At 61.9% G+C, this 21,578-nt stretch carries 17 protein-coding genes and 5 tRNA genes; 16 read left to right on the top strand and 6 right to left on the bottom strand.

Annotation, left to right across the window (positions count from 1 at the left end):
• Position 1 precedes the first annotated feature (1 nt).
• Positions 2-1,411, top strand: coding sequence for a sigma-54-dependent transcriptional regulator (locus tag BUC40_RS07770; RefSeq protein WP_073264326.1), 1,410 nt, complete (start codon positions 2-4; stop codon positions 1,409-1,411).
• 337 nt (positions 1,412-1,748) lie between these two features.
• Here the strand turns inward: BUC40_RS07770 and BUC40_RS07775 are convergent.
• Together BUC40_RS07775 and BUC40_RS07780 are read right to left on the bottom strand one after the other, a co-directional pair.
• Positions 1,749-1,824: transfer RNA gene (locus BUC40_RS07775), tRNA-Asn, on the bottom strand.
• A gap of 67 nt (positions 1,825-1,891) precedes the next feature.
• Positions 1,892-3,088 (bottom strand): amino acid aminotransferase, encoded by a 1,197-nt coding sequence (locus BUC40_RS07780; RefSeq protein ID WP_073264328.1) that lies wholly within the window; start codon positions 3,086-3,088, stop codon positions 1,892-1,894.
• 165 nt (positions 3,089-3,253) lie between these two features.
• Between BUC40_RS07780 and uvrB the strand changes: the two genes are divergently transcribed.
• From uvrB to BUC40_RS07820, 8 genes are all read left to right on the top strand, one after another.
• Complete coding sequence (gene uvrB, locus BUC40_RS07785) at positions 3,254-5,269, top strand: excinuclease ABC subunit UvrB (protein WP_073264330.1); 2,016 nt, start codon at positions 3,254-3,256, stop codon at positions 5,267-5,269.
• A complete protein-coding gene (locus tag BUC40_RS07790; protein ID WP_073264332.1) occupies positions 5,266-5,784 on the top strand; it encodes a nucleoside 2-deoxyribosyltransferase in 519 nt (172 codons plus the stop codon). The genes uvrB and BUC40_RS07790 overlap by 4 nt, the downstream gene beginning before the upstream one ends.
• A gap of 154 nt (positions 5,785-5,938) precedes the next feature.
• Positions 5,939-7,420: a glutamate--tRNA ligase gene (gltX, locus tag BUC40_RS07795; protein WP_073264334.1), complete on the top strand. Its 1,482-nt coding sequence runs from the start codon at positions 5,939-5,941 to the stop codon at positions 7,418-7,420.
• A gap of 157 nt (positions 7,421-7,577) precedes the next feature.
• A tRNA-Ala gene (locus tag BUC40_RS07800) sits at positions 7,578-7,653 on the top strand.
• A 59-nt stretch (positions 7,654-7,712) separates the two neighbouring features.
• Positions 7,713-7,788 (top strand) — tRNA-Glu (locus tag BUC40_RS07805).
• Positions 7,789-7,837: 49 nt separating this feature from the next.
• Positions 7,838-7,913 (top strand) — tRNA-Ala (locus BUC40_RS07810).
• A 47-nt stretch (positions 7,914-7,960) separates the two neighbouring features.
• Positions 7,961-8,036: transfer RNA gene (locus BUC40_RS07815), tRNA-Glu, on the top strand.
• Between the two features lie 220 nt (positions 8,037-8,256).
• Positions 8,257-8,691, top strand: coding sequence for an acyl-CoA thioesterase (locus BUC40_RS07820; protein ID WP_073264336.1), 435 nt, complete (start codon positions 8,257-8,259; stop codon positions 8,689-8,691).
• Between the two features lie 4 nt (positions 8,692-8,695).
• Here BUC40_RS07820 and BUC40_RS07825 read toward each other — a convergent pair whose 3' ends face one another.
• Complete coding sequence (locus tag BUC40_RS07825) at positions 8,696-9,085, bottom strand: hypothetical protein (RefSeq protein WP_073264338.1); 390 nt, start codon at positions 9,083-9,085, stop codon at positions 8,696-8,698.
• A gap of 157 nt (positions 9,086-9,242) precedes the next feature.
• On the opposite strand from BUC40_RS07825, the gene BUC40_RS07830 reads away from it, so the two are divergent.
• Positions 9,243-10,256 (top strand): tRNA dihydrouridine synthase, encoded by a 1,014-nt coding sequence (locus BUC40_RS07830; RefSeq protein WP_073264340.1) that lies wholly within the window; start codon positions 9,243-9,245, stop codon positions 10,254-10,256.
• Here the strand turns inward: BUC40_RS07830 and BUC40_RS07835 are convergent.
• Complete coding sequence (locus BUC40_RS07835) at positions 10,240-10,986, bottom strand: SDR family oxidoreductase (protein ID WP_073264342.1); 747 nt, start codon at positions 10,984-10,986, stop codon at positions 10,240-10,242. The genes BUC40_RS07830 and BUC40_RS07835 overlap by 17 nt on opposite strands.
• A gap of 117 nt (positions 10,987-11,103) precedes the next feature.
• On the opposite strand from BUC40_RS07835, the gene BUC40_RS07840 reads away from it, so the two are divergent.
• The gene (locus tag BUC40_RS07840) at positions 11,104-11,550 is read left to right on the top strand and encodes an Hsp20 family protein (protein ID WP_073264344.1); all 447 of its coding nucleotides are present in this window, start codon (positions 11,104-11,106) and stop codon (positions 11,548-11,550) included.
• A gap of 50 nt (positions 11,551-11,600) precedes the next feature.
• Here BUC40_RS07840 and BUC40_RS07845 read toward each other — a convergent pair whose 3' ends face one another.
• Together BUC40_RS07845 and BUC40_RS07850 are read right to left on the bottom strand one after the other, a co-directional pair.
• Positions 11,601-14,522 (bottom strand): EAL domain-containing protein, encoded by a 2,922-nt coding sequence (locus BUC40_RS07845; protein ID WP_073264346.1) that lies wholly within the window; start codon positions 14,520-14,522, stop codon positions 11,601-11,603.
• A gap of 114 nt (positions 14,523-14,636) precedes the next feature.
• On the bottom strand, positions 14,637-15,518 hold the full coding sequence (locus tag BUC40_RS07850; protein WP_073264348.1) for a LysR family transcriptional regulator: 882 nt from the start codon (positions 15,516-15,518) through the stop codon (positions 14,637-14,639).
• Positions 15,519-15,836: 318 nt separating this feature from the next.
• Between BUC40_RS07850 and leuC the strand changes: the two genes are divergently transcribed.
• From leuC to BUC40_RS07875, 5 genes are all read left to right on the top strand, one after another.
• On the top strand, positions 15,837-17,264 hold the full coding sequence (leuC, locus tag BUC40_RS07855) for a 3-isopropylmalate dehydratase large subunit (RefSeq protein WP_073264350.1): 1,428 nt from the start codon (positions 15,837-15,839) through the stop codon (positions 17,262-17,264).
• Positions 17,265-17,274: 10 nt separating this feature from the next.
• Positions 17,275-17,922: a 3-isopropylmalate dehydratase small subunit gene (gene leuD, locus BUC40_RS07860; RefSeq protein ID WP_073264352.1), complete on the top strand. Its 648-nt coding sequence runs from the start codon at positions 17,275-17,277 to the stop codon at positions 17,920-17,922.
• A gap of 195 nt (positions 17,923-18,117) precedes the next feature.
• Entirely contained in the window at positions 18,118-19,200 is a 1,083-nt protein-coding gene (leuB, locus tag BUC40_RS07865) for a 3-isopropylmalate dehydrogenase (protein ID WP_073264354.1), read from the top strand.
• A 54-nt stretch (positions 19,201-19,254) separates the two neighbouring features.
• Entirely contained in the window at positions 19,255-20,367 is a 1,113-nt protein-coding gene (gene asd / locus BUC40_RS07870) for an aspartate-semialdehyde dehydrogenase (protein WP_073264356.1), read from the top strand.
• Positions 20,368-20,504: 137 nt separating this feature from the next.
• On the top strand, positions 20,505-21,512 hold the full coding sequence (locus BUC40_RS07875) for an aspartate-semialdehyde dehydrogenase (RefSeq protein WP_073264358.1): 1,008 nt from the start codon (positions 20,505-20,507) through the stop codon (positions 21,510-21,512).
• Positions 21,513-21,578 lie beyond the last annotated feature (66 nt).

The raw sequence follows: 21,578 nt of genomic DNA on the forward strand, positions 1-21,578 counted from the left end.
CATGGCTGCCAAAGTCCTGTTGGTTGAAGACGACCGCGCGCTGCGCGAAGCCCTGGCGGACACCCTGGAGCTGGGTGGCCACGATTATCGCGCAGTCGACTGCGCCGAGTCAGCGTTGATCGCAATCGGCCAAGAGCCGTTCGGCTTGGTGATCAGCGACGTGAACATGCCGGGTATGGACGGCCATCAGTTGCTGTCTGTGATTCGTGAGCGTCAGCCACAGTTGCCGGTTTTGTTGATGACGGCGTTTGGCGCTGTTGAGCGGGCTGTTGAGGCGATGCGGCGTGGCGCTGTCGATTACCTGGTCAAGCCTTTCGAGCCCAAGGCGCTGTTGTCGCTCGTCTCCCGCCACGCATTGGGCAGAGCCAGCGACACGGAACAGGGTGGTCCTGTGGCTTGCGAGCCTGCCAGTCTGCAATTACTGGAGTTGGCGGCACGAGTCGCACGCAGTGATTCGACGGTGTTGATCACTGGTGAATCGGGAACCGGTAAAGAAGTTCTGGCCCGCTACCTTCATCAGCAATCCTCTCGCGAAAAGGGGCCGTTTATCGCCATCAACTGCGCCGCGATTCCGGAAAACATGCTGGAAGCCACGCTGTTCGGCCACGAGAAAGGTGCGTTCACTGGCGCCGTTGCGAGTGCGCCAGGCAAGTTCGAGTTGGCCGAAGGCGGCACCATTCTTCTTGATGAAGTCTCCGAAATGCCGCTCGCGCTTCAGGCCAAATTGCTGCGTGTGCTGCAAGAGCGTGAAGTCGAGCGCGTAGGGGCTCGCAAGCCACTCAAACTGGACATTCGGGTGCTGGCGACCAGCAACCGTGATCTGGCGGCCGAAGTGGCTGCGGGACGTTTCCGTGAGGATCTGTTCTATCGCCTTTCTGTGTTTCCTCTGGCCTGGCGACCATTGCGTGAACGCCCGGCGGATATCCTGCCCCTGGCAGAGAGGCTGCTGGCCAAATACGTCGGCAAGATGAACCTGCCGCCACTGCGCCTCTCCGCCCAGGCTGTCGCTTGCCTGACGGGCTACGCCTGGCCCGGCAATGTGCGTGAGCTGGATAACGCCATCCAGCGCGCGGTCATTCTTCAGCAAAATGGCGTTATCGAACCTCACGATCTTTGTCTCACTGCGCCGATTGGTTTCGCTCAAATACCTCAGCCCGCGCAACCGCTACTGGCTGTGGTATCGGGTAGAGATGCGCCGCCTGTCCTTGAACCTGCTGTGGCCGATGGTGCGCTGGGCGAGGATCTGCGGCGCCGGGAGTATCAGGTGATCATCGACATCCTGCGTGCTGAGCGAGGTCGTCGCAAAGAGGCAGCTGAACGACTTGGCATCAGCCCGCGCACGCTTCGCTACAAGCTGGCGCAGATGCGTGATGCCGGGATGGATGTAGAGGCTTATCTTTACGCCAGCTGAGCTGCGGGAATATCCAGGGCAGCTTATGCAGACCTCGTATCAGTCTAGTGATCGCTTGGCGGGTTACGCGCCGCTTCGAGCCCGTGGCGTCTCCCATGCCTCTGAATGGCGGCGCTAACCCACCCTACGGATTGCATGCTTTTCGGCAAGCAATAAAAAACTCGGCCTAGTGACCGGGTTTCTTGAGTTGGCTCCGCGACCTGGACTCGACAGCGCAGTTGAACGCGCTTCAGCGCGGCCCCGAAGGGGTGAGCGCAGCGAATAACCTGGGACGCAGTCCCTGGTGAGAGTCCAGCGGGCATAAAAAAGCCCCGGTATGAACCGAGGCTTCTGAATTTGGCTCCGCGACCTGGACTCGAACCAGGGACCCAATGATTAACAGTCATTTGCTCTACCGACTGAGCTATCGCGGAACAACGACGCGTATCCTACTGATTACGAAGGGGAAGTCAAGCATCTGCCGACTTCCCCAGGCGCCTCTCAGAGGACCGCGGCGATGGCCTTGGTGACGACCGGCAGGTTGCGTGTGTTCAGCGTTGCCACGCAGATGCGGCCGGTGCCTACCGCGTAGATGCCGAACTCGCTGCGCAGGCGCTCGACCTGTTCGGTGGTCAGGCCCGAGTAGGAGAACATGCCACGTTGTTCGGCGACAAAACCGAAGTCGCGCTTGGCGTTCAGGGCTGCCAGTTGCTCGACCATGGCCAGGCGCAGGGTACGGATACGGTCGCGCATTTCGCCCAGTTCGGTTTCCCACATAGCGCGCAGTTCAGGGCTGTTGAGTACCGCGGCGACTACGCTGGCGCCGTGGGTAGGCGGGTTGGAGTAGTTGGTGCGGATAACGCGTTTGACCTGCGACAGCACGCGGCTGGTTTCTTCCTGGTCGCCAGTGACGATAGTCAACGCGCCAACGCGTTCGCCATACAGCGAGAACGATTTGGAGAACGAGCTGGAGACGAAGAAGGTCAGGCCAGATTGGGCGAACAAACGCACCGCAGCGGCGTCTTCTTCAATACCGTCACCAAAACCCTGATAAGCGATATCGAGGAACGGCACATGCTCGCGTTCGCGCACGATTTCCAGCACGGCTTGCCAGTCTTCGGGCGTCAGGTCGACACCGGTCGGGTTATGGCAGCAGGCGTGCAGTACGATGATGGAGCGAGCCGGCAGGTTCTTCAGGTCTTCGAGCAGGCCGCCACGGTTCACGCCATTGCTGAAGGCGTCGTAGTAGCGGTAGTTGCGCACCGGGAAACCGGCGGTTTCGAACAGCGCACGGTGGTTTTCCCAGCTCGGGTCGCTGATGGCGACGGTGGCGTCGGGCAGCAGGCGCTTGAGAAAATCAGCGCCGGTTTTCAGAGCGCCGGTACCGCCGATTGCCTGGGTGGTGATCACACGGCCTTGCTGAATCAGCGGCGAGTCTTTGCCCAACAGCAGGGTCTGCACGGCCTTATCGTAGGCAGCGATGCCCTCGATCGGCAGGTAGCCACGGGGCGCATGGGCGGCGGTCAAGGCGGTTTCCGCTTCGATCACGGCGCGCAGCAGGGGGATGCGACCTTCTTCGTTGGTGTAAACACCCACGCCAAGGTTGACCTTGTCAGTGCGCGTATCGGCGTTGAATGCTTCGTTGAGGCCCAGGATAGGATCGCGCGGAGCCATTTCGACGGCGGAGAACAGACTCATGAGGGCGGCAGCTCTATGGTGAGGTGAGTATCGAGCAACCCGGCAACTGGATTAGGGGTTGCGCAAGCGGGCCGTTAGTATAGCGGCCCATATTCTGTGTCGCGATAGCGTACACCGGTATGACGCACTCTTTCTCGTGGCGTCACAGCCTTTGCAGAGGTATTTATGTCCGAGTTCCAACTGGTCACCCGTTTCGAACCTGCCGGTGATCAGCCGGAGGCGATCCGGCAGATGATCGAGGGCCTCGAAGCCGGGCTGTCGCACCAGACGCTGCTCGGTGTGACGGGCTCCGGTAAGACCTTCAGCGTGGCCAACGTGATCGCCAAGGTGCAGCGCCCGACGCTGGTGCTGGCGCCGAACAAGACCCTGGCAGCGCAGCTGTATGGCGAGTTCAAGTCGTTCTTCCCGAATAACGCGGTGGAGTACTTCGTCTCCTACTACGACTACTACCAGCCCGAGGCTTACGTGCCGTCGTCGGACACCTTTATCGAGAAGGACGCCTCGATCAACGACCACATCGAGCAGATGCGCCTTTCAGCGACCAAGGCGCTGATCGAGCGCAAGGACGTCATCGTGGTCTGCACCGTGTCGTCGATCTACGGCCTGGGCAGTCCCGAGGAGTACCTGAAAATGGTGCTGCACCTCGACCGTGGCGACAAGATGGATCAGCGCGACCTGCTGCGCCGCCTGGCCGAGCTGCAGTACACCCGCAACGACATGGATTTCGCCCGTGCGACCTTTCGGGTGCGCGGCGACGTGATCGATATCTTCCCGGCCGAATCTGATCTGGAAGCGATCCGCGTCGAGCTGTTCGATGATGAAGTGGAAAACATCAGCGCATTCGACCCGCTGACCGGCGAGGTGCTACAACGCCTGCCGCGGTTTACCTTCTACCCTAAGAACCACTACGTGACGCCCCGCGACACGCTGCTTGAGGCGATGGAGAAGATCAAGGTCGAGCTCCAGGAGCGTCTGGACTACCTGCGTGGCGCCAACAAGCTGGTCGAAGCGCAGCGTTTGGAACAGCGCACGCGTTTCGATCTGGAGATGATTCTCGAACTGGGCTACTGCAACGGCATCGAAAACTACTCGCGCTACCTGTCCGGCCGCCCCTCGGGGGCGCCGCCGCCCACGCTTTATGATTACCTGCCGGCCGAGGCGCTGTTGGTGATCGACGAGTCCCACGTCAGCGTGCCGCAGGTCGGCGCGATGTACAAAGGTGACCGCTCGCGCAAGGAAACCCTGGTCGAGTACGGCTTCCGTCTGCCCTCGGCGCTGGACAACCGGCCGATGCGTTTCGAGGAGTGGGAAGGGGCTTGCCCGCAGACCATCTTCGTTTCCGCCACGCCCGGCCCTTACGAAGCCGAGCATGCTGGCCGGGTGATCGAGCAGGTGGTGCGGCCAACCGGCCTTGTCGACCCCGAGGTCGAGGTACGCCCTGCGCGTACCCAGGTTGATGACCTGCTCTCGGAAATTCACAAGCGTGTGGCCCTTGAGCAGCGCGTGCTGGTCACCACGTTGACTAAACGCATGGCCGAGGATTTGACCGATTATCTCGGCGATCACGGCGTAAAAGTGCGCTACCTGCATTCGGATATCGATACCGTGGAACGGGTGGAGATTATCCGTGATCTGCGTATCGGTACCTTCGACGTGCTGGTCGGCATCAACCTGCTGCGCGAGGGCCTGGACATGCCCGAGGTCGCCCTGGTGGCGATTCTCGATGCCGACAAGGAAGGCTTCCTGCGCAGCGAACGCTCGCTGATCCAGACCATCGGCCGCGCGGCGCGTAATCTCAACGGGCACGCGATCCTTTACGCCGACCGCATCACCGGGTCGATGGAGCGGGCTATTGGCGAGACCGAGCGCCGTCGCGAGAAACAACTGGCCTTTAACGAGGCCAACGGCATCGTGCCCAAGGGCGTGTTCAAGGACGTCAAGGATATTCTTGAAGGCGCCGTGGTGCCGGGGGCGCGTAGCAAGAAGCGCAAGGGCATGGCCAAGGCCGCCGAGGAAAGCGCGCGCTACGAAGCCGAGCTGCGCTCGCCTGCGGAAATCACCAAGCGCATCCGTCAGCTTGAGGAGAAGATGTACCAGTTGGCCCGGGACCTTGAGTTCGAAGCGGCGGCGCAGATGCGCGACGACATCCAAAAGCTGCGTGACCGGCTGCTGGCGGTATGAGTGCAGCGGGGCAGCCACGGATTTATCTGGCGGGCTTCGACGTATTCCGACCTGATGCGATAGCGCAGGGCGGGTACCTGAAGCGCTTGTGCCGCGAGCAGGGCATGCTGGGCCTTTATCCATTCGATAACGAAGTGGATCAGGGCTTGGCGCCCGGCGAGCGCGCGGCACAGATTTGCCAGCTCAACCTGGCGATGATTCGCGACGCGGACGCCGTGCTGGCGAACCTCAACCCCTTTCGCGGTTTCGAACCGGATTCCGGGACGGCGTTCGAGGTCGGGGCGGCGGTAGCGCTCGGCAAGCCGGTGTGGGCGTACTTCCAGCACCAGGGCAGCATGCGCCAGTGGTTGCCCGGTGACGAAGCAGGCCGTGATGCCGAAGGCTATTTCATCGAGGATTTCGGCCTGCCGCGCAACCTGATGCTCGCCTGTTCCTGGGTCGGTTGCAGTGCCTGCGTGGAGGAGGGCGTCATCGCCTTGCGGCAGTACTTGGCCGATCGCTCTCCGGCCGGCTAATTGCCAGCGCTGCTGGAGCCGGCCTGCGCTGGCCTGTTAATATCCGCCACTTTCGATTTCTCGCGTCTTGCATGGCGCCTGCACCGGTCGCATACGCCGCCGCCCGCAGGTTCGGCCTATGCCATTTTCCAGTCTTACTTGCTCGGGACTACCCATGACCACCGTTCGCACTCGCATCGCCCCGTCGCCCACTGGCGATCCCCACGTCGGTACCGCTTACATCGCCCTGTTCAACCTTTGCTTCGCCAAGCAGCACGGTGGCGAGTTCATCCTGCGTATCGAGGATACCGATCAGGTGCGTTCGACCCGCGAGTCGGAGCAGCAGATTTATGACGCCCTGCGCTGGCTGGGTATCGAGTGGAACGAAGGTCCTGACGTCGGCGGCCCCTATGGTCCGTACCGGCAGAGCGAGCGGGGCGAGATCTACCGCAAGTACGCGCTGGAGTTGGTGGAGAAAGGCCATGCCTTCTACTGCTTCTGCACCCCGGAAGAGCTCGACCAGATGCGTGCCGAGCAGATGGCCCGTGGTGAAACGCCGCGCTATGACGGCCGCGGCCTGCTGCTTTCCGAAGAAGAAGTGCAGCGTCGGCTGGCCGCCGGCGAGCCCCATGTGATCCGTATGAAGGTGCCGAGCGAGGGCATCTGCGTGGTGCCGGACATGTTGCGCGGCGACGTGGAGATTCCGTGGGATCGCATGGACATGCAGGTGCTGATGAAGACCGACGGCTTGCCGACCTACTTCCTCGCCAACGTGGTCGACGACCACCTGATGAAGATCACCCACGTGCTGCGCGGTGAGGAGTGGCTGCCGTCGGCGCCCAAGCTGATCCTGCTGTACGAATACTTCGGTTGGGAAAAGCCGCAGCTGTGCTACATGCCGCTGCTGCGTAACCCGGACAAGAGCAAGCTGTCCAAGCGCAAGAACCCGACCTCGATCACTTTCTACGAGCGTATGGGCTTCCTGCCACAGGCGATGCTCAACTATTTGGGCCGCATGGGTTGGTCGATGCCTGATGAGCGCGAGAAATTCACCCTCGACGAGATGATCGCCAACTTCGACGTGCAGCGGGTTTCCCTGGGTGGGCCGATCTTCGACCTGGAGAAGCTGTCCTGGCTCAATGGCCAGTGGATGCGCGAACTGAGCGTCGAGGAGTTCGCCGCTGGCGTGCAGAAGTGGGCGTTCAACAGCGACTACCTGATGCAGATCGCGCCGCATGTGCAGGGCAGGGTGGAAACCTTCAGCCAGATCGCGCCGCTGGCGGGTTTCTTCTTCGCTGGTGGCGTGCAGCCCGACAAGGCATTGTTCGCCCACAAGAAGCTGTCGGACGATCAGGTGCGCCAGCTCATGCAGTTGATCCTCTGGAAGCTCGAAGCGCTGCGTCAGTGGGAGAAGGAGCGTATCACCGGCTGCATCCAGGCGGTGGTCGAGCACCTGGAGCTGAAACTGCGCGATGCCATGCCGCTGATGTTCGCCGCCGTCACCGGCCAGGCCAGCTCGGTGTCAGTGCTCGATGCCATGGAAATCCTCGGCCCGGATCTCACGCGTTTCCGCCTGCGCCAGGCCATCGAATTGCTCGGTGGCGTATCGAAGAAAGAGAACAAGGAGTGGGAAAAGCTTCTGGCCAGCATCAACTGATCGGAGCCGGTTTCCAGGCCGTCGGTCGCCGTGGCGGGCTGGCATCCCGCGGTTTGCGGTAAGTGTTTGTTATGTCAGCGAAAAAAAAACAGCCACCGACTATTTTTTTGTTGACAGGGTGAGGGGGCGCACTTAACATGCGCCCCGTCCTCGAGATGGGGCTATAGCTCAGCTGGGAGAGCGCTTGCATGGCATGCAAGAGGTCGACGGTTCGATCCCGTCTAGCTCCACCAATCTCGGATGCCACAACCGGTTCTTAGGAACAGGTTGAGTTGTAAAGAAGGGCATTTGCGTCCCCTTCGTCTAGTGGCCTAGGACACCGCCCTTTCACGGCGGTAACAGGGGTTCGAGTCCCCTAGGGGACGCCATTATTTCCAGTTGCAGCGCCTTGGTGCTGCAGCCAGACCGCAAGGTTATGGGGCTATAGCTCAGCTGGGAGAGCGCTTGCATGGCATGCAAGAGGTCGACGGTTCGATCCCGTCTAGCTCCACCAATCCACGCCGGGCCAGCCTAGTGCTGGCCTTGTTCTTCGAAGGTTTCGTCCCCTTCGTCTAGTGGCCTAGGACACCGCCCTTTCACGGCGGTAACAGGGGTTCGAGTCCCCTAGGGGACGCCATTTTTGCCCGCTCTGCGGGATTTTTAAGGGTCACTTCTCACGAAGTGGCCCTTTTGTTTTTGTGCGCTCGAAAAGTGCTGGCCGGCTTGTTCATGCAGTCCTTGCGTTGCAGCAGGCAAAACTCCTAAGGTCAGGCTCGTGCCATCACCAAGGGAGGTCACCGCATGAAGCTGACTCACACTGCTGCATCGTTGCGCGCCTCCGCGCCTGGGCGTCTGTCGTGAGCTGGGATCGCCCCGATCCGTTCACCATCGACCTGGTGGTCGGCAGCGAGGATATCGACGGCCTCGGGCATGCCAACAACGCCGTTTACGTGACCTGGCTGGAGCGCTGCGCCTGGCGGCATTCGCAGTCGCTGGGGCTGGATCTGGTCGAGTACCGGCGCCTGGATCGGGCCATGGCGGTGGTGCGTCACGAGATCGATTACCTGAGCAGCGCCTACGAAGGTCAGGAGCTGTTGATGGGCACCTGGATCGTCGAGTCCGATCAGCGCCTGAAGATGGATCGCTGTTTCCAGCTGGTACGCCCGCATGATGGCGTCACCTTGTTGCGCGCGCGCACCACCTTCGTCTGCATCGAGCTGTCCAGCGGGCGACCCAAACGCATGCCGGCCGAGTTCGTCGAAGGCTATGGCAAGGCCTTGCTGCCCGCCTGATGGGTCATGGCTGTGGAGCGAGAAACAGCTTCTGTTCTTGGTAAACGGCTTGGTAGCTTCGCACCTCACCAGGCTGCAGCAGAATCGACTGGCTGCTCACCAGCTCTATCTGGGCGCAGAAGCCTTCCCGTGAAGGCGTGAGGACGACGGTCCTCTCGCCGCTCGGCACGTCCAGCGTGACGCTCTCACCGGCTGGCAGGGCCACCACCAATTGTTCGTCAACACGCAGCTGCAGGTCGCAGGCATTGGGTGCATTGCGGTCGCGGCTGACGATCAGTTTGGCGGTGGCCGCCGGGTCGATGGGCACGCCCTCGGAGATGGGTGTCACGGCGAAGCTCGCCGTGCTGATCAGCAGCAGGGCGAGCGGTGCGCCGGGCAGGCTAAGTCTGCTCATGGTCATTCCAGATTGGCATTCGGTAATGCAATGGACTGTTAGAGGTTGCCGGTGTTCAGCTCGCACGCCGCTGTCCTGGCGTGCTCCTCGCCGCTACACTACGCGCCGTTTTCCACCGGCATGCTGATGCCGTCACTATCTTTTCGAGAGTACCGCCATGCAGATCGCCCTGGCGCCCATGGAGGGGCTGGTCGATGAAATTCTCCGCGACGTGCTGACCCAGGTTGGCGGCATCGACTGGTGCGTGACCGAGTTCATCCGCGTCACCGACCGCGTGTTGCCCAGGTCGACCTACCGCAAGCTGGCGCCGGAGCTGTTCAATGGCGCCAGAACCGCGGCCGGTACGCCGCTACGTGTGCAACTGCTCGGCTCGGACCCCAAGTGCCTGGGTGACAATGCCGCGTATGCCTGTGTGCTCGGTGCACCGGTGATCGACCTGAATTTTGGCTGCCCGGCCAAGACGGTGAACAAGTCCCGCGGCGGGGCGGTGCTGCTCAAGGAGCCGGAGCTGTTGCACGCCATCGTGCGTGAGGTGCGCCGTAGCGTGCCTTCGAGCATTCCAGTGACAGCCAAGATGCGCCTGGGCTTCGATCACAAGGATCTGGCACTGGATTGCGCACGGGCGCTGGCCGAGGGGGGCGCCGCGCAGATCGTCGTGCATGCGCGCACCAAGGTCGAAGGTTACAAGCCGCCGGCTCACTGGGAATGGGTGGCGCGGGTGCAGGAAGCCGTTGCCGTGCCTGTGTACGCCAATGGCGATATCTGGTCGCTGGACGACTGGCGGCGTTGCCGTGAAGTCAGTGGTGCGGAAAACATTATGCTCGGCCGCGGCGTAGTGGCGCAGCCCGACCTGGCCCGGCAGATCGCTGCGGCAAAGGCCGGCCAGGATGCTGGCGTGATGACTTGGGCGGAGCTGCAGCCGCTGCTCGCCGAGTTCTGGTTACAGGCACGCCGCAAGATTTCTCCGCGTTACGCGTCGGGGCGGCTCAAGCAGTGGCTGGCGATGCTTACCCGCACTTACCCGCAGGCAGTCGAACTGTTCGCTGTGGTGCGGCGAGAAACCAACTGCGAGGTCATCGATGCGCTGCTTGGTGTGAACATTGCGCCAGCAGAGGTGAGCATTCTGCAAACGCTCGAAGCTGACGACGAGGCGTTTAGCGACCTCCGCTGACGTCCAGTAGCGAACCGGTGGTGTAGGAAGCCTGTTCGCCCGCCAGCCACACAATGGCCTCTGCCACTTCTTCGGCGCGCCCGCCGCGCCGAAGTGGAATGCTGGCGGCCACGCGCGCCACCCGTTGTGGCTCGCCGCCGCTGGCATGAATCTCGGTGTCGATCACCCCAGGGCGCACCGCGTTGACGCGGATGCCATCTTCAGCAAGCTCCTTGGCCAGGCCCACCGTCATGCTGTCGACCGCGCCCTTGGCGGCGGCGTAATCGATGTATTCCCCTGGCGCGCCGAGCCGCGCGGCAATCGACGACACATTGACGATTGCGCCACCGCGGCCGCCCTGACGGGTCGACATGCGTGCTATCGCCTCGCGGTTGCACAGGAAGCTGCCGTACACGTTGGTCGCGAATACCCGCTGCCAGCGCTCCAGGCTCATCTGCTCCAGGCGCATCTGCTGCTCCAGCATGCCGGCATTGTTGACCAGCACGTCCAGGCGCCCAAGGCGTTCATCGATCTCGGCGAACAGATCGCGAACCTGAGCTTCGTCCGCCACGTCGGCCGGCAGCGCGATAGCCTGGCCACCGTTGGCGGCGATTTCTTTGGCCAGCGCTTCGGCGGTCTCGCGCTGGCGATGGTAGTTGATCACCACGCTGTAGCCATGCTGCGCCGCCAGGCGCGCGGTGGCGGCGCCGATGCCGCGGCTGGCTCCGGTAATCAGAATGATGCGGCTCATCAAAAACTCCTTTTTCAGGGCCTTGAAATTTTTTCGGGCATCCACATTTTTCTCACTGCGGGATGCCGAAGTCGGGTCCCGCACCTTATCACTCGCTGACTATTCAGGAGATTTACCATGAGCACTGCATTTTCCATGACCCCGCTGTTCCGTCAGTCCATTGGCTTCGACCGTTTCAACGACCTGTTCGAGTCGGCGATGCGCAACGAGACGAGCAGCAGCTACCCGCCCTATAACGTCGAGAAGCATGCCGACGACCAGTACCGGATCGTCATCGCTGCCGCTGGTTTCCAGGATGAAGATCTGGATCTGCAGGTCGAGCGCGGTGTGTTGACCGTGACCGGCGGCAAGCGCGCGGGCAATGGTGAAAATGTCACCTACCTGTATCAGGGCATCGCTCAGCGTTCGTTCAAGCTGTCGTTCCGTCTGGCCGATCATATCGAGGTCAAGAGCGCCAACCTGGAGAGCGGCCTGCTCAATATCGAGCTGGTGCGTCATGTGCCGGAAGAGGCCAAAGCCAAGCGAATCCCGATCGGGGCTGCACGTGCGGCGCTGGAAAACTGATTCCCGCGGCTGCACACCGGAGAAGGCGCCCTCGTGGCGCCTTTTCTGTTTCAGAGCGGCAGGTGAGCGGTCTGGGTGAGCAGGTCGCGGAAGATCGGCAGCGGCAGCGGGCGGCTGAACAGATAGCCCTGATAACAGTGGCAGCCCTGGGCTTGCAGGAAGTCCAGCTGGCTCTGTTGCTCCACGCCTTCGGCGATCACCTCCAGGCCCAGGCTGAGGCCGAGCGCCACCACGGCACGGATGATTTCTGCATCGCTGGGGTTGATGGTGGCGTCGCGCACGAACGACTGGTCGATCTTCAGTACGTCCACGGGCAGGCGTTTGAGGTAGGTAAGCGACGAATAGCCAGTGCCGAAATCGTCCATGGCGAAGCTCACGCCCAGTTTGCGCAGGCGGTTCATCTTGGCGATGGTGTCGTCGATGTCCTCGATGACGATGCCTTCGGTGATCTCCAGCTTGAGCATGCCGTGGGGCAGTTTGTTCTTGCGCAGGCAATGCTCGACGCGCTCGACGAAATCCCCCTGGCGGAACTGCCGGGTGCTGATGTTCACGCACAGGCTGAACTGCTCATCAATGATGCGTTCCTCCAGCAGCTGTGCGCAGGCGTGGCAGGCTTCGACCATCACCCAGGCGCCCACTTCGAGGATCAGCCCGCTTTCTTCCAGTACATGGATGAACAGAGCAGGCGACTGCTGGCCCAGTGTTGGATGCGCCCAGCGCAACAAGGCTTCGGCGCCGATAATCTGGCCGCTGCGTGCATCCACCTGGGGCTGGAAGTGCAGCTCGAATTCGCCGCGACTCAGCGCCGTGCGCAACTCGTTTTCCAGGCGCAGGCGTTCGCTGGCAGCATGCTGCATGGAGTTGTGGAACAGCTGGATGGTGTTGCGGCCTGAATCCTTGGCGCGGTACAGGGCGATGTCGGCGCGCTTGAGTAGGTCCGCCGGCGTCTGGCCGTGATCGGGAATTAGCGCGATGCCGATGCTCGGGGTGACCTGCAGGCGGTGACCTTCGAGCAGCATCGGCTCGCTGAGCAGATTGCGCAGCTTTTCTGCAGCCTGCCCGGCATGACTGACGACTTGCTCGAGCGTACCTTCTAGGCCGGTCAGCAGCACCACGAACTCGTCGCCGCCCAGGCGCGCCACGGTGTCTTCCTCGCGCACGCTGACTTCCAGGCGCGCGGTGATCAGCTTGAGCACCGCGTCGCCAAACGGGTGGCCAAGCGAATCATTGATGTGCTTGAAGTGATCGAGGTCGAGAAACAGCAGGGCGCCGCGTAGGCGGTGGCGTTGCAGTAGTGCGATCTGCTGCGTCAGGCGATCCATCAGCAGGGCGCGATTGGGCAGGCTGGTTAGCGGGTCGTGGTAGGCAAGGTGATGAATCTGATGCTGGGCGGCCTTGAGCTGGCTGATGTCGCGGGCGGTCACCAGCAGGCAAAGCATGCCGTCCAGCTCGATGGGTTCGAAGGAAACTTCCACTTCTAGCAGTTCGCCGTGGCGATCCTGGCCGGTCATTTCGAGACGCTGCACGTGCCCTTCGTCGTGAAGCATCTGGAGCATTTGCCGGCGTTGCTCCGCGTCGGGCCAGATACCTACTTCGAGGGAGGTACGGCCTATGACCTCTTCTGCGCTGTAGCCGGTGAGGCGGGTGAAGCCGTCGTTGACCTCGATATAGCGCCCGGTATCACGTGTGGTGATGGTGATGGCGTCCGGGCTGGAGTGAAAGGCCTTGGAGAACTTCTCCTGGCTGGCCTTGAGCGCGGATTCGGCGCGTTGTTGCTCGGTGATATCGCGAAACATGCTGAGTACACAGGGTTGCCCTGCTAGCTCCAGGCGTCTACACGACACGATGCAGGTCATGACGCCGCCTTGCGGGTCACGTAGATCGATACGTTGGTCGGTCAGGTCGTTACCGCTGATGATCATGCTACGCAGTTCGGCATGTTGCGGCAGCGCCTGCCAGGGCTCGAGCTTGAAGATATTCCGGCCAGTGACTTCTGCTGGACGCCAGCCGAAGGCCTGGGTGAAGGCCGGGTTGATCTCGAGAATGCGCCCCTCCGGCAGGGTGGTTACGCAAATCGGATCAGGGCTGGCCTGGAACACCATGGCGAACTTGCGCTCGGAGGCCTGCAGGCGCTGCTCGCGCAGGGTGCGCTCGCTGGTATCGATCATGATGCCGGTCATTCGCGCCGGCTGGCCGTTGGCATCACGGTGCAGTTTGGCGCTGCTCTCCAGGTAATGCGTCTGCCCGCTGGCGTGTACCGTGCGGTAGGTGACCTGAGAGTCCTCGCCGTTGTCGAGCAGCAGGTCGCGGTAAGTCTGGCGCAGCGCCTTACGGTCCTGCATCGGGACGTGCGCAAAGAAATCCGTGAACGGCCCCTGGAAGGGTTCGGCAGGCAAGCCGTGCAACGCAGCAGCCCGGCCCGAGGCGAACATGGTGTCGCTGGGGATGTGCCAGTCCCAGGTGCCCAGTTCTGCTGATTCGAGCGCCATGCGCAGGCGTTCCTGGCTATCGGCCAGGGCCTGCTCTTGGCTGCGTTGCCGGTTAATGTCGCGAACCACGCCGAACATCCGGTTCTGCTTGCCTTCACCGGCCTGCAGGCTGCCGGTAATCTCGATCCAGCGCAGGCTGCCGTCCGGCAAGTGGATACGGTGGCGGATCGGCTCTGCAGTCGGGGAGCCGTCGATGACTGCCTGAAACATGCGCAGCACTTCGCCGCGCTCTTCTTCGGGAATCAGCCCTATATAGTCGACCGGCGCGCTCAGTGGTCGAGTCGGGTCGAGGCCGAAGACCTTTTGAGCTCCACGTGACCAGCTGACCTCACCACTGTCGATGTTCCAGTACCAGGCCCCGAGCCCCGCTCCGTTGAGGGCCGCCAGCAGGTGCTGGCTGTCGTGCCAGGTCTTTTCGAACTCGGCGGGATCAAGCACCGGTACGTGGGGCAATGGTGGGCGTTTGTCGTTGGAGTTGCCCATTGACCCTTCCTCTACATAAGCCCGGCCAGAGTGGTGGCCGGGCTATCGGCAAGTACGCCGAATGAATACCGGCCAATGGCCGGTATGAGTGCCACGTTAGCTGTTGCCTTAGCGCTAAGGCAAGCTGTCACGCTGGCCGTCGAGCAGTTGCATGAAGGCCCTGGCGGCATTCGAAAGAGTACGCTCGGTATGCACGATGTAGCCCAGCTGGCGTGACAGCTGAATGCCCGGCAACGGCAGCCGGAACACCTGATCATCGAGCATGGTGCGCGGCAATACGCTCCAGGCCAGGCCAATGGAAACCATCATTTTGATGGTTTCCAGATAGTTGGTGCTCATGGCGATATTCGGCGTCAGGTCCTCGGCCTCGAACAGGCGCTGAACGATATGGTGGGTAAAGGTGTTGCCGCCGGGAAATACCGCTGGGTGCAGGGCGACATCGGCGAGGGTCACGCCCGTGCTTTGGGCCAGTGGGTGCTCGGGGGCGGTGACGAAATCCAGCGGGTCATCCCACACTGGCACGGCGCGCACCGGATCGCGGGTATCTGGCGCCAGGGTGATCACCGCCAGCTCGGCGCGGCCGTGGAACACCTCGTCGTAAGCCACTTCCGAGTCGAGAAACTGGATGTCTAGCGCGACTTGCGGATGTGCGCGGGTAAAGGCGCGCAGCAGCGGCGGCAAGCGGTGCAGGCCGATATGGTGGCTGGTGGCGAGGGTCAGCCGGCCGGTGATCTCGCCATTGAGGTTGGTCAGCGCCCGGCGGGTATCCTCCAGCACGTTGAGAATCTGATAAGCACGTGGCAGCAGGGCGCGGCCAGCCTCGGTCAGGCTCACCTCGCGGCCTAGGCGGTCGAACAGGCGCACACGCAGTTGCTGCTCCAGACTGGCGATGCGCTTGCTGACTGCTGGTTGGGTCAGGTGCAGGCGTATCGCCGCTTCGGAAAAGCTGCCGAGTTCGGCAATGGCGATAAAGGCATTGAGCGTGGCGAGATCCATAAGTCTTCCAGTTGGCGATCTGCGTTGTTTATCGCCCGATGCTATATCAATTCCGTTCAGGAATCTTCTGGATGAAAAATATGAATTTGAGTTATTCGCTACCGAGGCATAGCATTCTCCCCATAAGCGAAGGGGCTATTGCTCCGGCATAGAACGGGTGCCTCTAAAAACGTAAGCGAGGCAGTCAGCGCAAGGCGAAAGCAGGCGAGAAAGCGGAGTTTACGAGTTGTAAATGAGCATTTTGAGACTGCTTTCAACGCGGCGATGACAACGCAGGTAGTTTTTAGAGGTGCCCGAAGACTGATGAGGAACAGGCTGATGGTTGGCAAGACGCTCTACGACAAGTTGTGGGAAATGCACGAAGTGAAGCGACGCGACGACGGCTCGTCGCTGATCTACATCGACCGCCACATTCTTCACGAAGTGACGTCGCCCCAGGCCTTCGAAGGCCTGCGCCTGGCCGGGCGCAAGCCGTGGCGTATCGACGCCAACATCGCCACCCCGGATCACAACGTGCCGACCACCCGCGCCGAGCGCCTCGGTGGCCTGGACGCCATCGCCGATGAAGTCTCGCGTATTCAGGTCAAGACCCTGGACGAGAACTGCGACGACTTCGGCATTCTCGAATTCAAGATGAACGACGTGCGCCAGGGCATCGTGCACGTGGTCGGCCCGGAGCAGGGTGCCACCTTGCCAGGCATGACCGTGGTCTGCGGCGACTCGCACACCTCCACCCATGGTGCGTTTGGCGCGCTGGCCCATGGCATCGGCACCTCCGAGGTCGAGCACGTGCTCGCCACTCAATGCCTGGTCGCCAAGAAAATGAAGAACATGCAGGTGCGGGTCGAGGGCAAGCTGCCGTTCGGTGTGACGGCCAAGGACATCGTGCTCGCGGTGATCGGCAAGATCGGCACCGCTGGCGGTAATGGCCATGCCATGGAGTTCGCCGGCAGCGCGATCCGTGACCTGTCTCTCGAAGGGCGCATGACCATCTGCAACATGTCCATCGAAGCCGGCGCCCGGGTTGGCCTGGTGGCGGTCGATGAGAAAACCATCGCCTATGTCGAAGGCCGACCGTATTCGCCGAAGGGCGCGGATTGGCAAAAAGCCGTGGCGGTATGGCGTGACCTGGTTTCCGATGCCGACGCGCATTTCGACACCGTGGTCGAGCTGCGTGCAGAAGACATCAAACCGCAGGTCAGCTGGGGCACGTCGCCCGAGATGGTCCTGGCTGTTGACCAGAACGTGCCGGACCCGGCCCGTGAAAACGACCCGGTGAAGAAGGATTCGATCACCCGCGCGCTTAAGTACATGGGCCTCGCCGCCAACCAGCCGATCACCGACATCAAGCTTGATCGCGTGTTCATTGGCTCGTGCACCAACTCGCGCATCGAAGATCTGCGCGCCGCTGCTGAAGTGGCCAGGGGTCGCAAGGTCGCCAGCACCGTCAAGCAGGCGCTGGTCGTTCCGGGCTCAGGTCTGGTCAAGGCCCAGGCGGAAAGCGAAGGGCTGGACAAGATCTTCATCGAAGCCGGTTTCGAGTGGCGTGAACCAGGCTGCTCCATGTGCCTGGCGATGAACCCGGACAAACTCGGCAACGGCGAGCATTGCGCGTCGACCTCCAACCGCAACTTCGAAGGCCGTCAGGGCGCTGGTGGTCGTACCCACCTGGTAAGCCCGGCCATGGCTGCCGCCGCAGCGGTCACCGGTCGCTTCATCGACGTTCGCGAATTGATTCAGGCCTGAGGAGTACGACATGACACCTTTTACCCAGCACACCGGCTTGGTCGCTCCGCTTGATCGCGCCAACGTCGACACCGACCAGATCATCCCCAAGCAGTTCTTGAAGTCGATCAAGCGCACCGGCTTTGGCCCGAACCTGTTCGACGAGTGGCGTTACCTGGATGTCGGGCAGCCAAACCAAGACAACTCCAATCGGCCGCTCAATAAGGACTTCGTGCTCAACTTCCCGCGTTATCAGGGCGCCAGCGTGTTGCTGGCCCGTGAAAACTTTGGTTGTGGTTCGAGCCGCGAGCACGCGCCGTGGGCGCTGGACGAGTACGGTTTCCGCACCGTGATCGCGCCGAGCTTCGCTGATATCTTCTTCAACAACAGCTTCAAGAACGGCCTGCTGCCGATCGTGCTGGCCGAAGAGGAAGTCGATGCGCTGTTCGAACAGGCCGAGGCCACCGAGGGTTACCAACTGACCGTCGACCTCGCTGCGCAGACCGTCACCCGTCCGGATGGCGTGCAGTACAACTTTGAAGTCGATGCCTTCCGCAAGCACTGCCTGCTCAATGGCCTCGATGATATCGGCCTGACTCTGCAGGACGCCGACGCGATCCGTGCGTTCGAAGTCGGCTACAGGCAACGTCAGCCGTGGCTGTTCGGCGCCATCAAGTAAGCCGCCCGCGCCGCCTGGCGGCGCGGAAAAATAAGGTTACGTGTTATCGGTGAATGGGCCCGTAGCGCCTTGACCCCGCCCGAACGGACGCCGAACATGGCGCCCCTCGCGGCAGGGTAATGGCCACGGGCCTGTTCGGGTTTTTACAGGTCGCGCACGGCAAGGCCGGCGGCCCGAACCTAATAAAGGAAAGGTATGAGCAAGCAGATTCTGATTCTTCCCGGTGATGGCATCGGCCCGGAAATCATGGCCGAAGCGGTCAAGGTATTGCGCCTGGCCAATGACAAGTTCGACCTCAACGTCGAACTGTCGTTTGACGAGCTGGGCGGTGCGGCCGTCGACAAGTACGGCGTGCCGCTGGCTGACGAAACCCTGGAACGCGCCCGCGCGGCCGATGCCGTGCTGCTTGGCGCCGTGGGTGGCCCGAAATGGGACAAGATCGACCCGGCCATTCGCCCCGAGCGTGGCCTGCTGAAGATCCGCTCGCAGCTCGGCCTGTTCGCCAACCTGCGCCCGGCCATCCTTTACCCGCAGCTGGCCGACGCTTCGTCGCTCAAGCCCGAAGTGGTGGCTGGCCTGGATATCCTGATCGTCCGTGAGCTGACTGGCGGCATCTACTTCGGTCAGCCGCGCGAAACCAAGGTGCTGGAAAGCGGCGAGCGCATGGCGTACGACACGCTGCCATATAGCGAGAGCGAAATCCGCCGTATCGCCAAGGTCGGTTTCGACATGGCCATGGTGCGCAACAAGAAACTGTGCTCGGTGGACAAGGCCAACGTCCTCGCCTCCAGCCAGCTGTGGCGCGCCGTGGTCGAGGAAGTGGCCAAGGATTACCCGGATGTCGAGCTGAGCCACATGTACGTCGACAACGCTGCCATGCAGCTGGTGCGTGCGCCGAAGCAGTTCGACGTGATGGTTACCGACAACATGTTCGGCGACATCCTTTCCGACGAGGCCTCGATGCTCACCGGTTCCATCGGTATGCTGCCGTCCGCTTCGCTGGATGCCAACAACAAGGGCATGTACGAGCCGTGCCATGGTTCGGCGCCGGATATCGCCGGGCAGGGCATCGCCAACCCGCTGGCGACCATTCTGTCGGTGTCGATGATGCTGCGTTACAGCTTCAACCAGGCTCAGGCCGCCGATGCCATCGAGCTGGCCGTGAGCCGCGTGCTCGACCAGGGCCTGCGCACCGGTGACATCCATTCGGCGGGTACGACCAAGGTCGGCACTGCGGCGATGGGTGATGCGGTAGTCGAAGCGCTGCGTAGTCTGTAATCTTCCAGGCCGCTGGAAACTGTCCGGCGGTTTGTTCATATAGGTGTAGTGGTTATGAAACGTGTAGGTCTTATCGGTTGGCGTGGCATGGTCGGTTCCGTGCTTATGCAGCGCATGCTGGAAGAACAGGATTTCGATCTGATCGAGCCAGTGTTCTTCACCACCTCCAATGTCGGTGGCCAAGGCCCTGCCATTGGCAAGGAAACCGAAGCGCTCAAGGATGCCTACAGCATCGACGAGCTCAAAGGCCTGGACGTGATTCTCACCTGCCAAGGTGGCGACTACACCAGCGAAGTATTCCCGAAGCTGCGTGAGGCGGGCTGGAAGGGCTACTGGATCGACGCGGCGTCCTCGCTGCGTATGGCTGACGACGCGGTGATCGTGCTCGACCCGGTCAACCGCCGGGTCATTGACCACGCGCTGGATGCCGGCACCAAGAACTACATCGGCGGCAACTGCACCGTCAGCCTGATGCTGATGGCCCTCGGCGGTCTGTACGAAGCCGGCCTGGTCGAGTGGATGAGCGCCATGACCTACCAGGCGGCGTCCGGTGCTGGCGCGCAGAACATGCGCGAGCTGATCAAGCAGATGGGCACCATCAACGCCACCGTGGCCGATGAACTGGCCGACCCGGCCAGCGCCATCCTCGACATCGACCGGAAAGTAGCCGAAGCCATGCGCGGCGATGCGTTCCCGGTCGACAACTTCGGCGTGCCGCTGGCCGGCAGCCTGATTCCTTATATCGACAAGGAACTGCCTAACGGCCAGAGTCGCGAAGAGTGGAAGGCCCAGGCGGAAACCAACAAGATTCTCGGGCGCTTCAAGAATCCGATTCCGGTCGACGGCATCTGCGTGCGCATCGGCGCCATGCGTTGCCACAGCCAGGCGCTGACCATCAAGCTCAACAAGGACGTGCCGCTCTCCGATATCGAAGGGCTGATCAGCCAGCACAACCCGTGGGTCAAGCTGGTGCCGAACCATCGCGAAGCCAGCATCCGCGAACTCGGTCCGGCTGCCGTTACCGGCACCCTGAGCGTACCGGTCGGCCGTCTGCGCAAGCTGAACATGGGTTCGCAGTACTTGGGCGCTTTCACCGTGGGCGACCAGCTGCTGTGGGGCGCTGCCGAGCCGCTGCGCCGTATGTTGCGCATCCTGCTGGAGCGTTGATTCACAAGCGGCGCGCTGCCAGGCGCGCCGTGCTTGGGGCTGGTAGAGGGTGGTCGCTTGCGATTGCCGTCGCCGGCCCCTTTGCTTTTCGGTAGAGTGCTGGGTCTGTTTCAGCTATCGAGCGTCAGGCTCCCTTCATGACTTCTAACTTTGCTATAGCCATCGTCGGTGCTACCGGCAGTGTTGGCGAAACCCTGCTGCAAATCCTCGAAGAGCGCGATTTCCCGATCAGTGATCTGCATCTGCTGGCCAGCAACGAGTCGGCCGGCCGCACGCTGGCCTACAGAGGCCGTAACCTGCGCGTGCGTGCGGTAGACGGTTTCGATTTCCGTACCGTGCAACTGGTGTTCTTTGCTGCCGACCCATCGGTGACCCTGGCCCATGCCGACGCGGTGCGTAAGGCCGGCTGTTCGCTGATCGATGTAACGGGTGCGCTGCCAAGTGACGTTGCGCCGCGCGTGGTGCCGGAAGTTAACGGCGCTCTGATCAGTGGTGAGGCGCCGTTCGCCGTGACCAGCCCGTCCTCGGTGGCAGTTGCCGTGAGCCTGGTGCTTGGGGCACTACGCGAGCACGTGCAGGTGCGCAGGCTGGTGATCGATGCCGGGCTGGCGGTCTCCAGCCGTGGGCGAGAGGGCGTTTCCGAGCTGGCGCGGCAAACCGCCGAGCTGCTCAACGGCCGTTCTGTCGAGCCTCGTCTGTTCGATCGGCAGATGGCGTTCAACGTGCTCGCCCAGGTTGACGAGCCGGATGCCGAGGGCCATGGCCGCCTGGAGCGCCGAGTCAACGCAGACATCAAGGCATTGTTCGCTGATGAGGCGCTGAATGTCGCGGTCAGCTGCCATCAGGTGCCGGTATTTTTCGGCGATAGTTTGAGTGTCACCGTGCAGGCGTCTACACCTGTAGAGCTGGGCAAGGTAATTGCCGCGCTGGATGCCGCTGCTGGCATCGAGCTGGTGGATGCCGGTGATTACCCCACGGTTATCGGTGACGCCGTCGGCCAGGATGAAGTCTACGTAGGCCGCGTACGCCGGGGGATTGATGACCCCTGTGAGCTCAGTTTGTGGATTGTGTCTGATAATGTGCGAAAAGGTGCTGCTTTGAACGCGGTGCAACTGGCCGAGTTATTGATAAAACACCATCTGTAAAAGATACTTATCCGGAAGTCTGCATATCTATTCGAGCTTGGCAAAAACTGAGCGCGCTGATCGTTG

This window comes from Phytopseudomonas punonensis, assembly GCF_900142655.1.
Classification (GTDB): domain Bacteria; phylum Pseudomonadota; class Gammaproteobacteria; order Pseudomonadales; family Pseudomonadaceae; genus Aquipseudomonas; species Aquipseudomonas punonensis.

Coding starts and splice junctions, on each gene's coding strand:
- BUC40_RS07770 (WP_073264326.1), top strand. CDS start 2: ATGGCTGCCAAAGTCCTGTTGGTTGAAGACGACCGCGCGCTGCGCGAA.
- BUC40_RS07780 (WP_073264328.1), bottom strand. CDS start 3,088: ATGAGTCTGTTCTCCGCCGTCGAAATGGCTCCGCGCGATCCTATCCTG.
- uvrB (WP_073264330.1), top strand. CDS start 3,254: ATGTCCGAGTTCCAACTGGTCACCCGTTTCGAACCTGCCGGTGATCAG.
- BUC40_RS07790 (WP_073264332.1), top strand. CDS start 5,266: ATGAGTGCAGCGGGGCAGCCACGGATTTATCTGGCGGGCTTCGACGTA.
- gltX (WP_073264334.1), top strand. CDS start 5,939: ATGACCACCGTTCGCACTCGCATCGCCCCGTCGCCCACTGGCGATCCC.
- BUC40_RS07825 (WP_073264338.1), bottom strand. CDS start 9,085: ATGAGCAGACTTAGCCTGCCCGGCGCACCGCTCGCCCTGCTGCTGATC.
- BUC40_RS07830 (WP_073264340.1), top strand. CDS start 9,243: ATGCAGATCGCCCTGGCGCCCATGGAGGGGCTGGTCGATGAAATTCTC.
- BUC40_RS07835 (WP_073264342.1), bottom strand. CDS start 10,986: ATGAGCCGCATCATTCTGATTACCGGAGCCAGCCGCGGCATCGGCGCC.
- BUC40_RS07840 (WP_073264344.1), top strand. CDS start 11,104: ATGAGCACTGCATTTTCCATGACCCCGCTGTTCCGTCAGTCCATTGGC.
- BUC40_RS07845 (WP_073264346.1), bottom strand. CDS start 14,522: ATGGGCAACTCCAACGACAAACGCCCACCATTGCCCCACGTACCGGTG.
- BUC40_RS07850 (WP_073264348.1), bottom strand. CDS start 15,518: ATGGATCTCGCCACGCTCAATGCCTTTATCGCCATTGCCGAACTCGGC.
- leuC (WP_073264350.1), top strand. CDS start 15,837: ATGGTTGGCAAGACGCTCTACGACAAGTTGTGGGAAATGCACGAAGTG.
- leuD (WP_073264352.1), top strand. CDS start 17,275: ATGACACCTTTTACCCAGCACACCGGCTTGGTCGCTCCGCTTGATCGC.
- leuB (WP_073264354.1), top strand. CDS start 18,118: ATGAGCAAGCAGATTCTGATTCTTCCCGGTGATGGCATCGGCCCGGAA.
- asd (WP_073264356.1), top strand. CDS start 19,255: ATGAAACGTGTAGGTCTTATCGGTTGGCGTGGCATGGTCGGTTCCGTG.
- BUC40_RS07875 (WP_073264358.1), top strand. CDS start 20,505: ATGACTTCTAACTTTGCTATAGCCATCGTCGGTGCTACCGGCAGTGTT.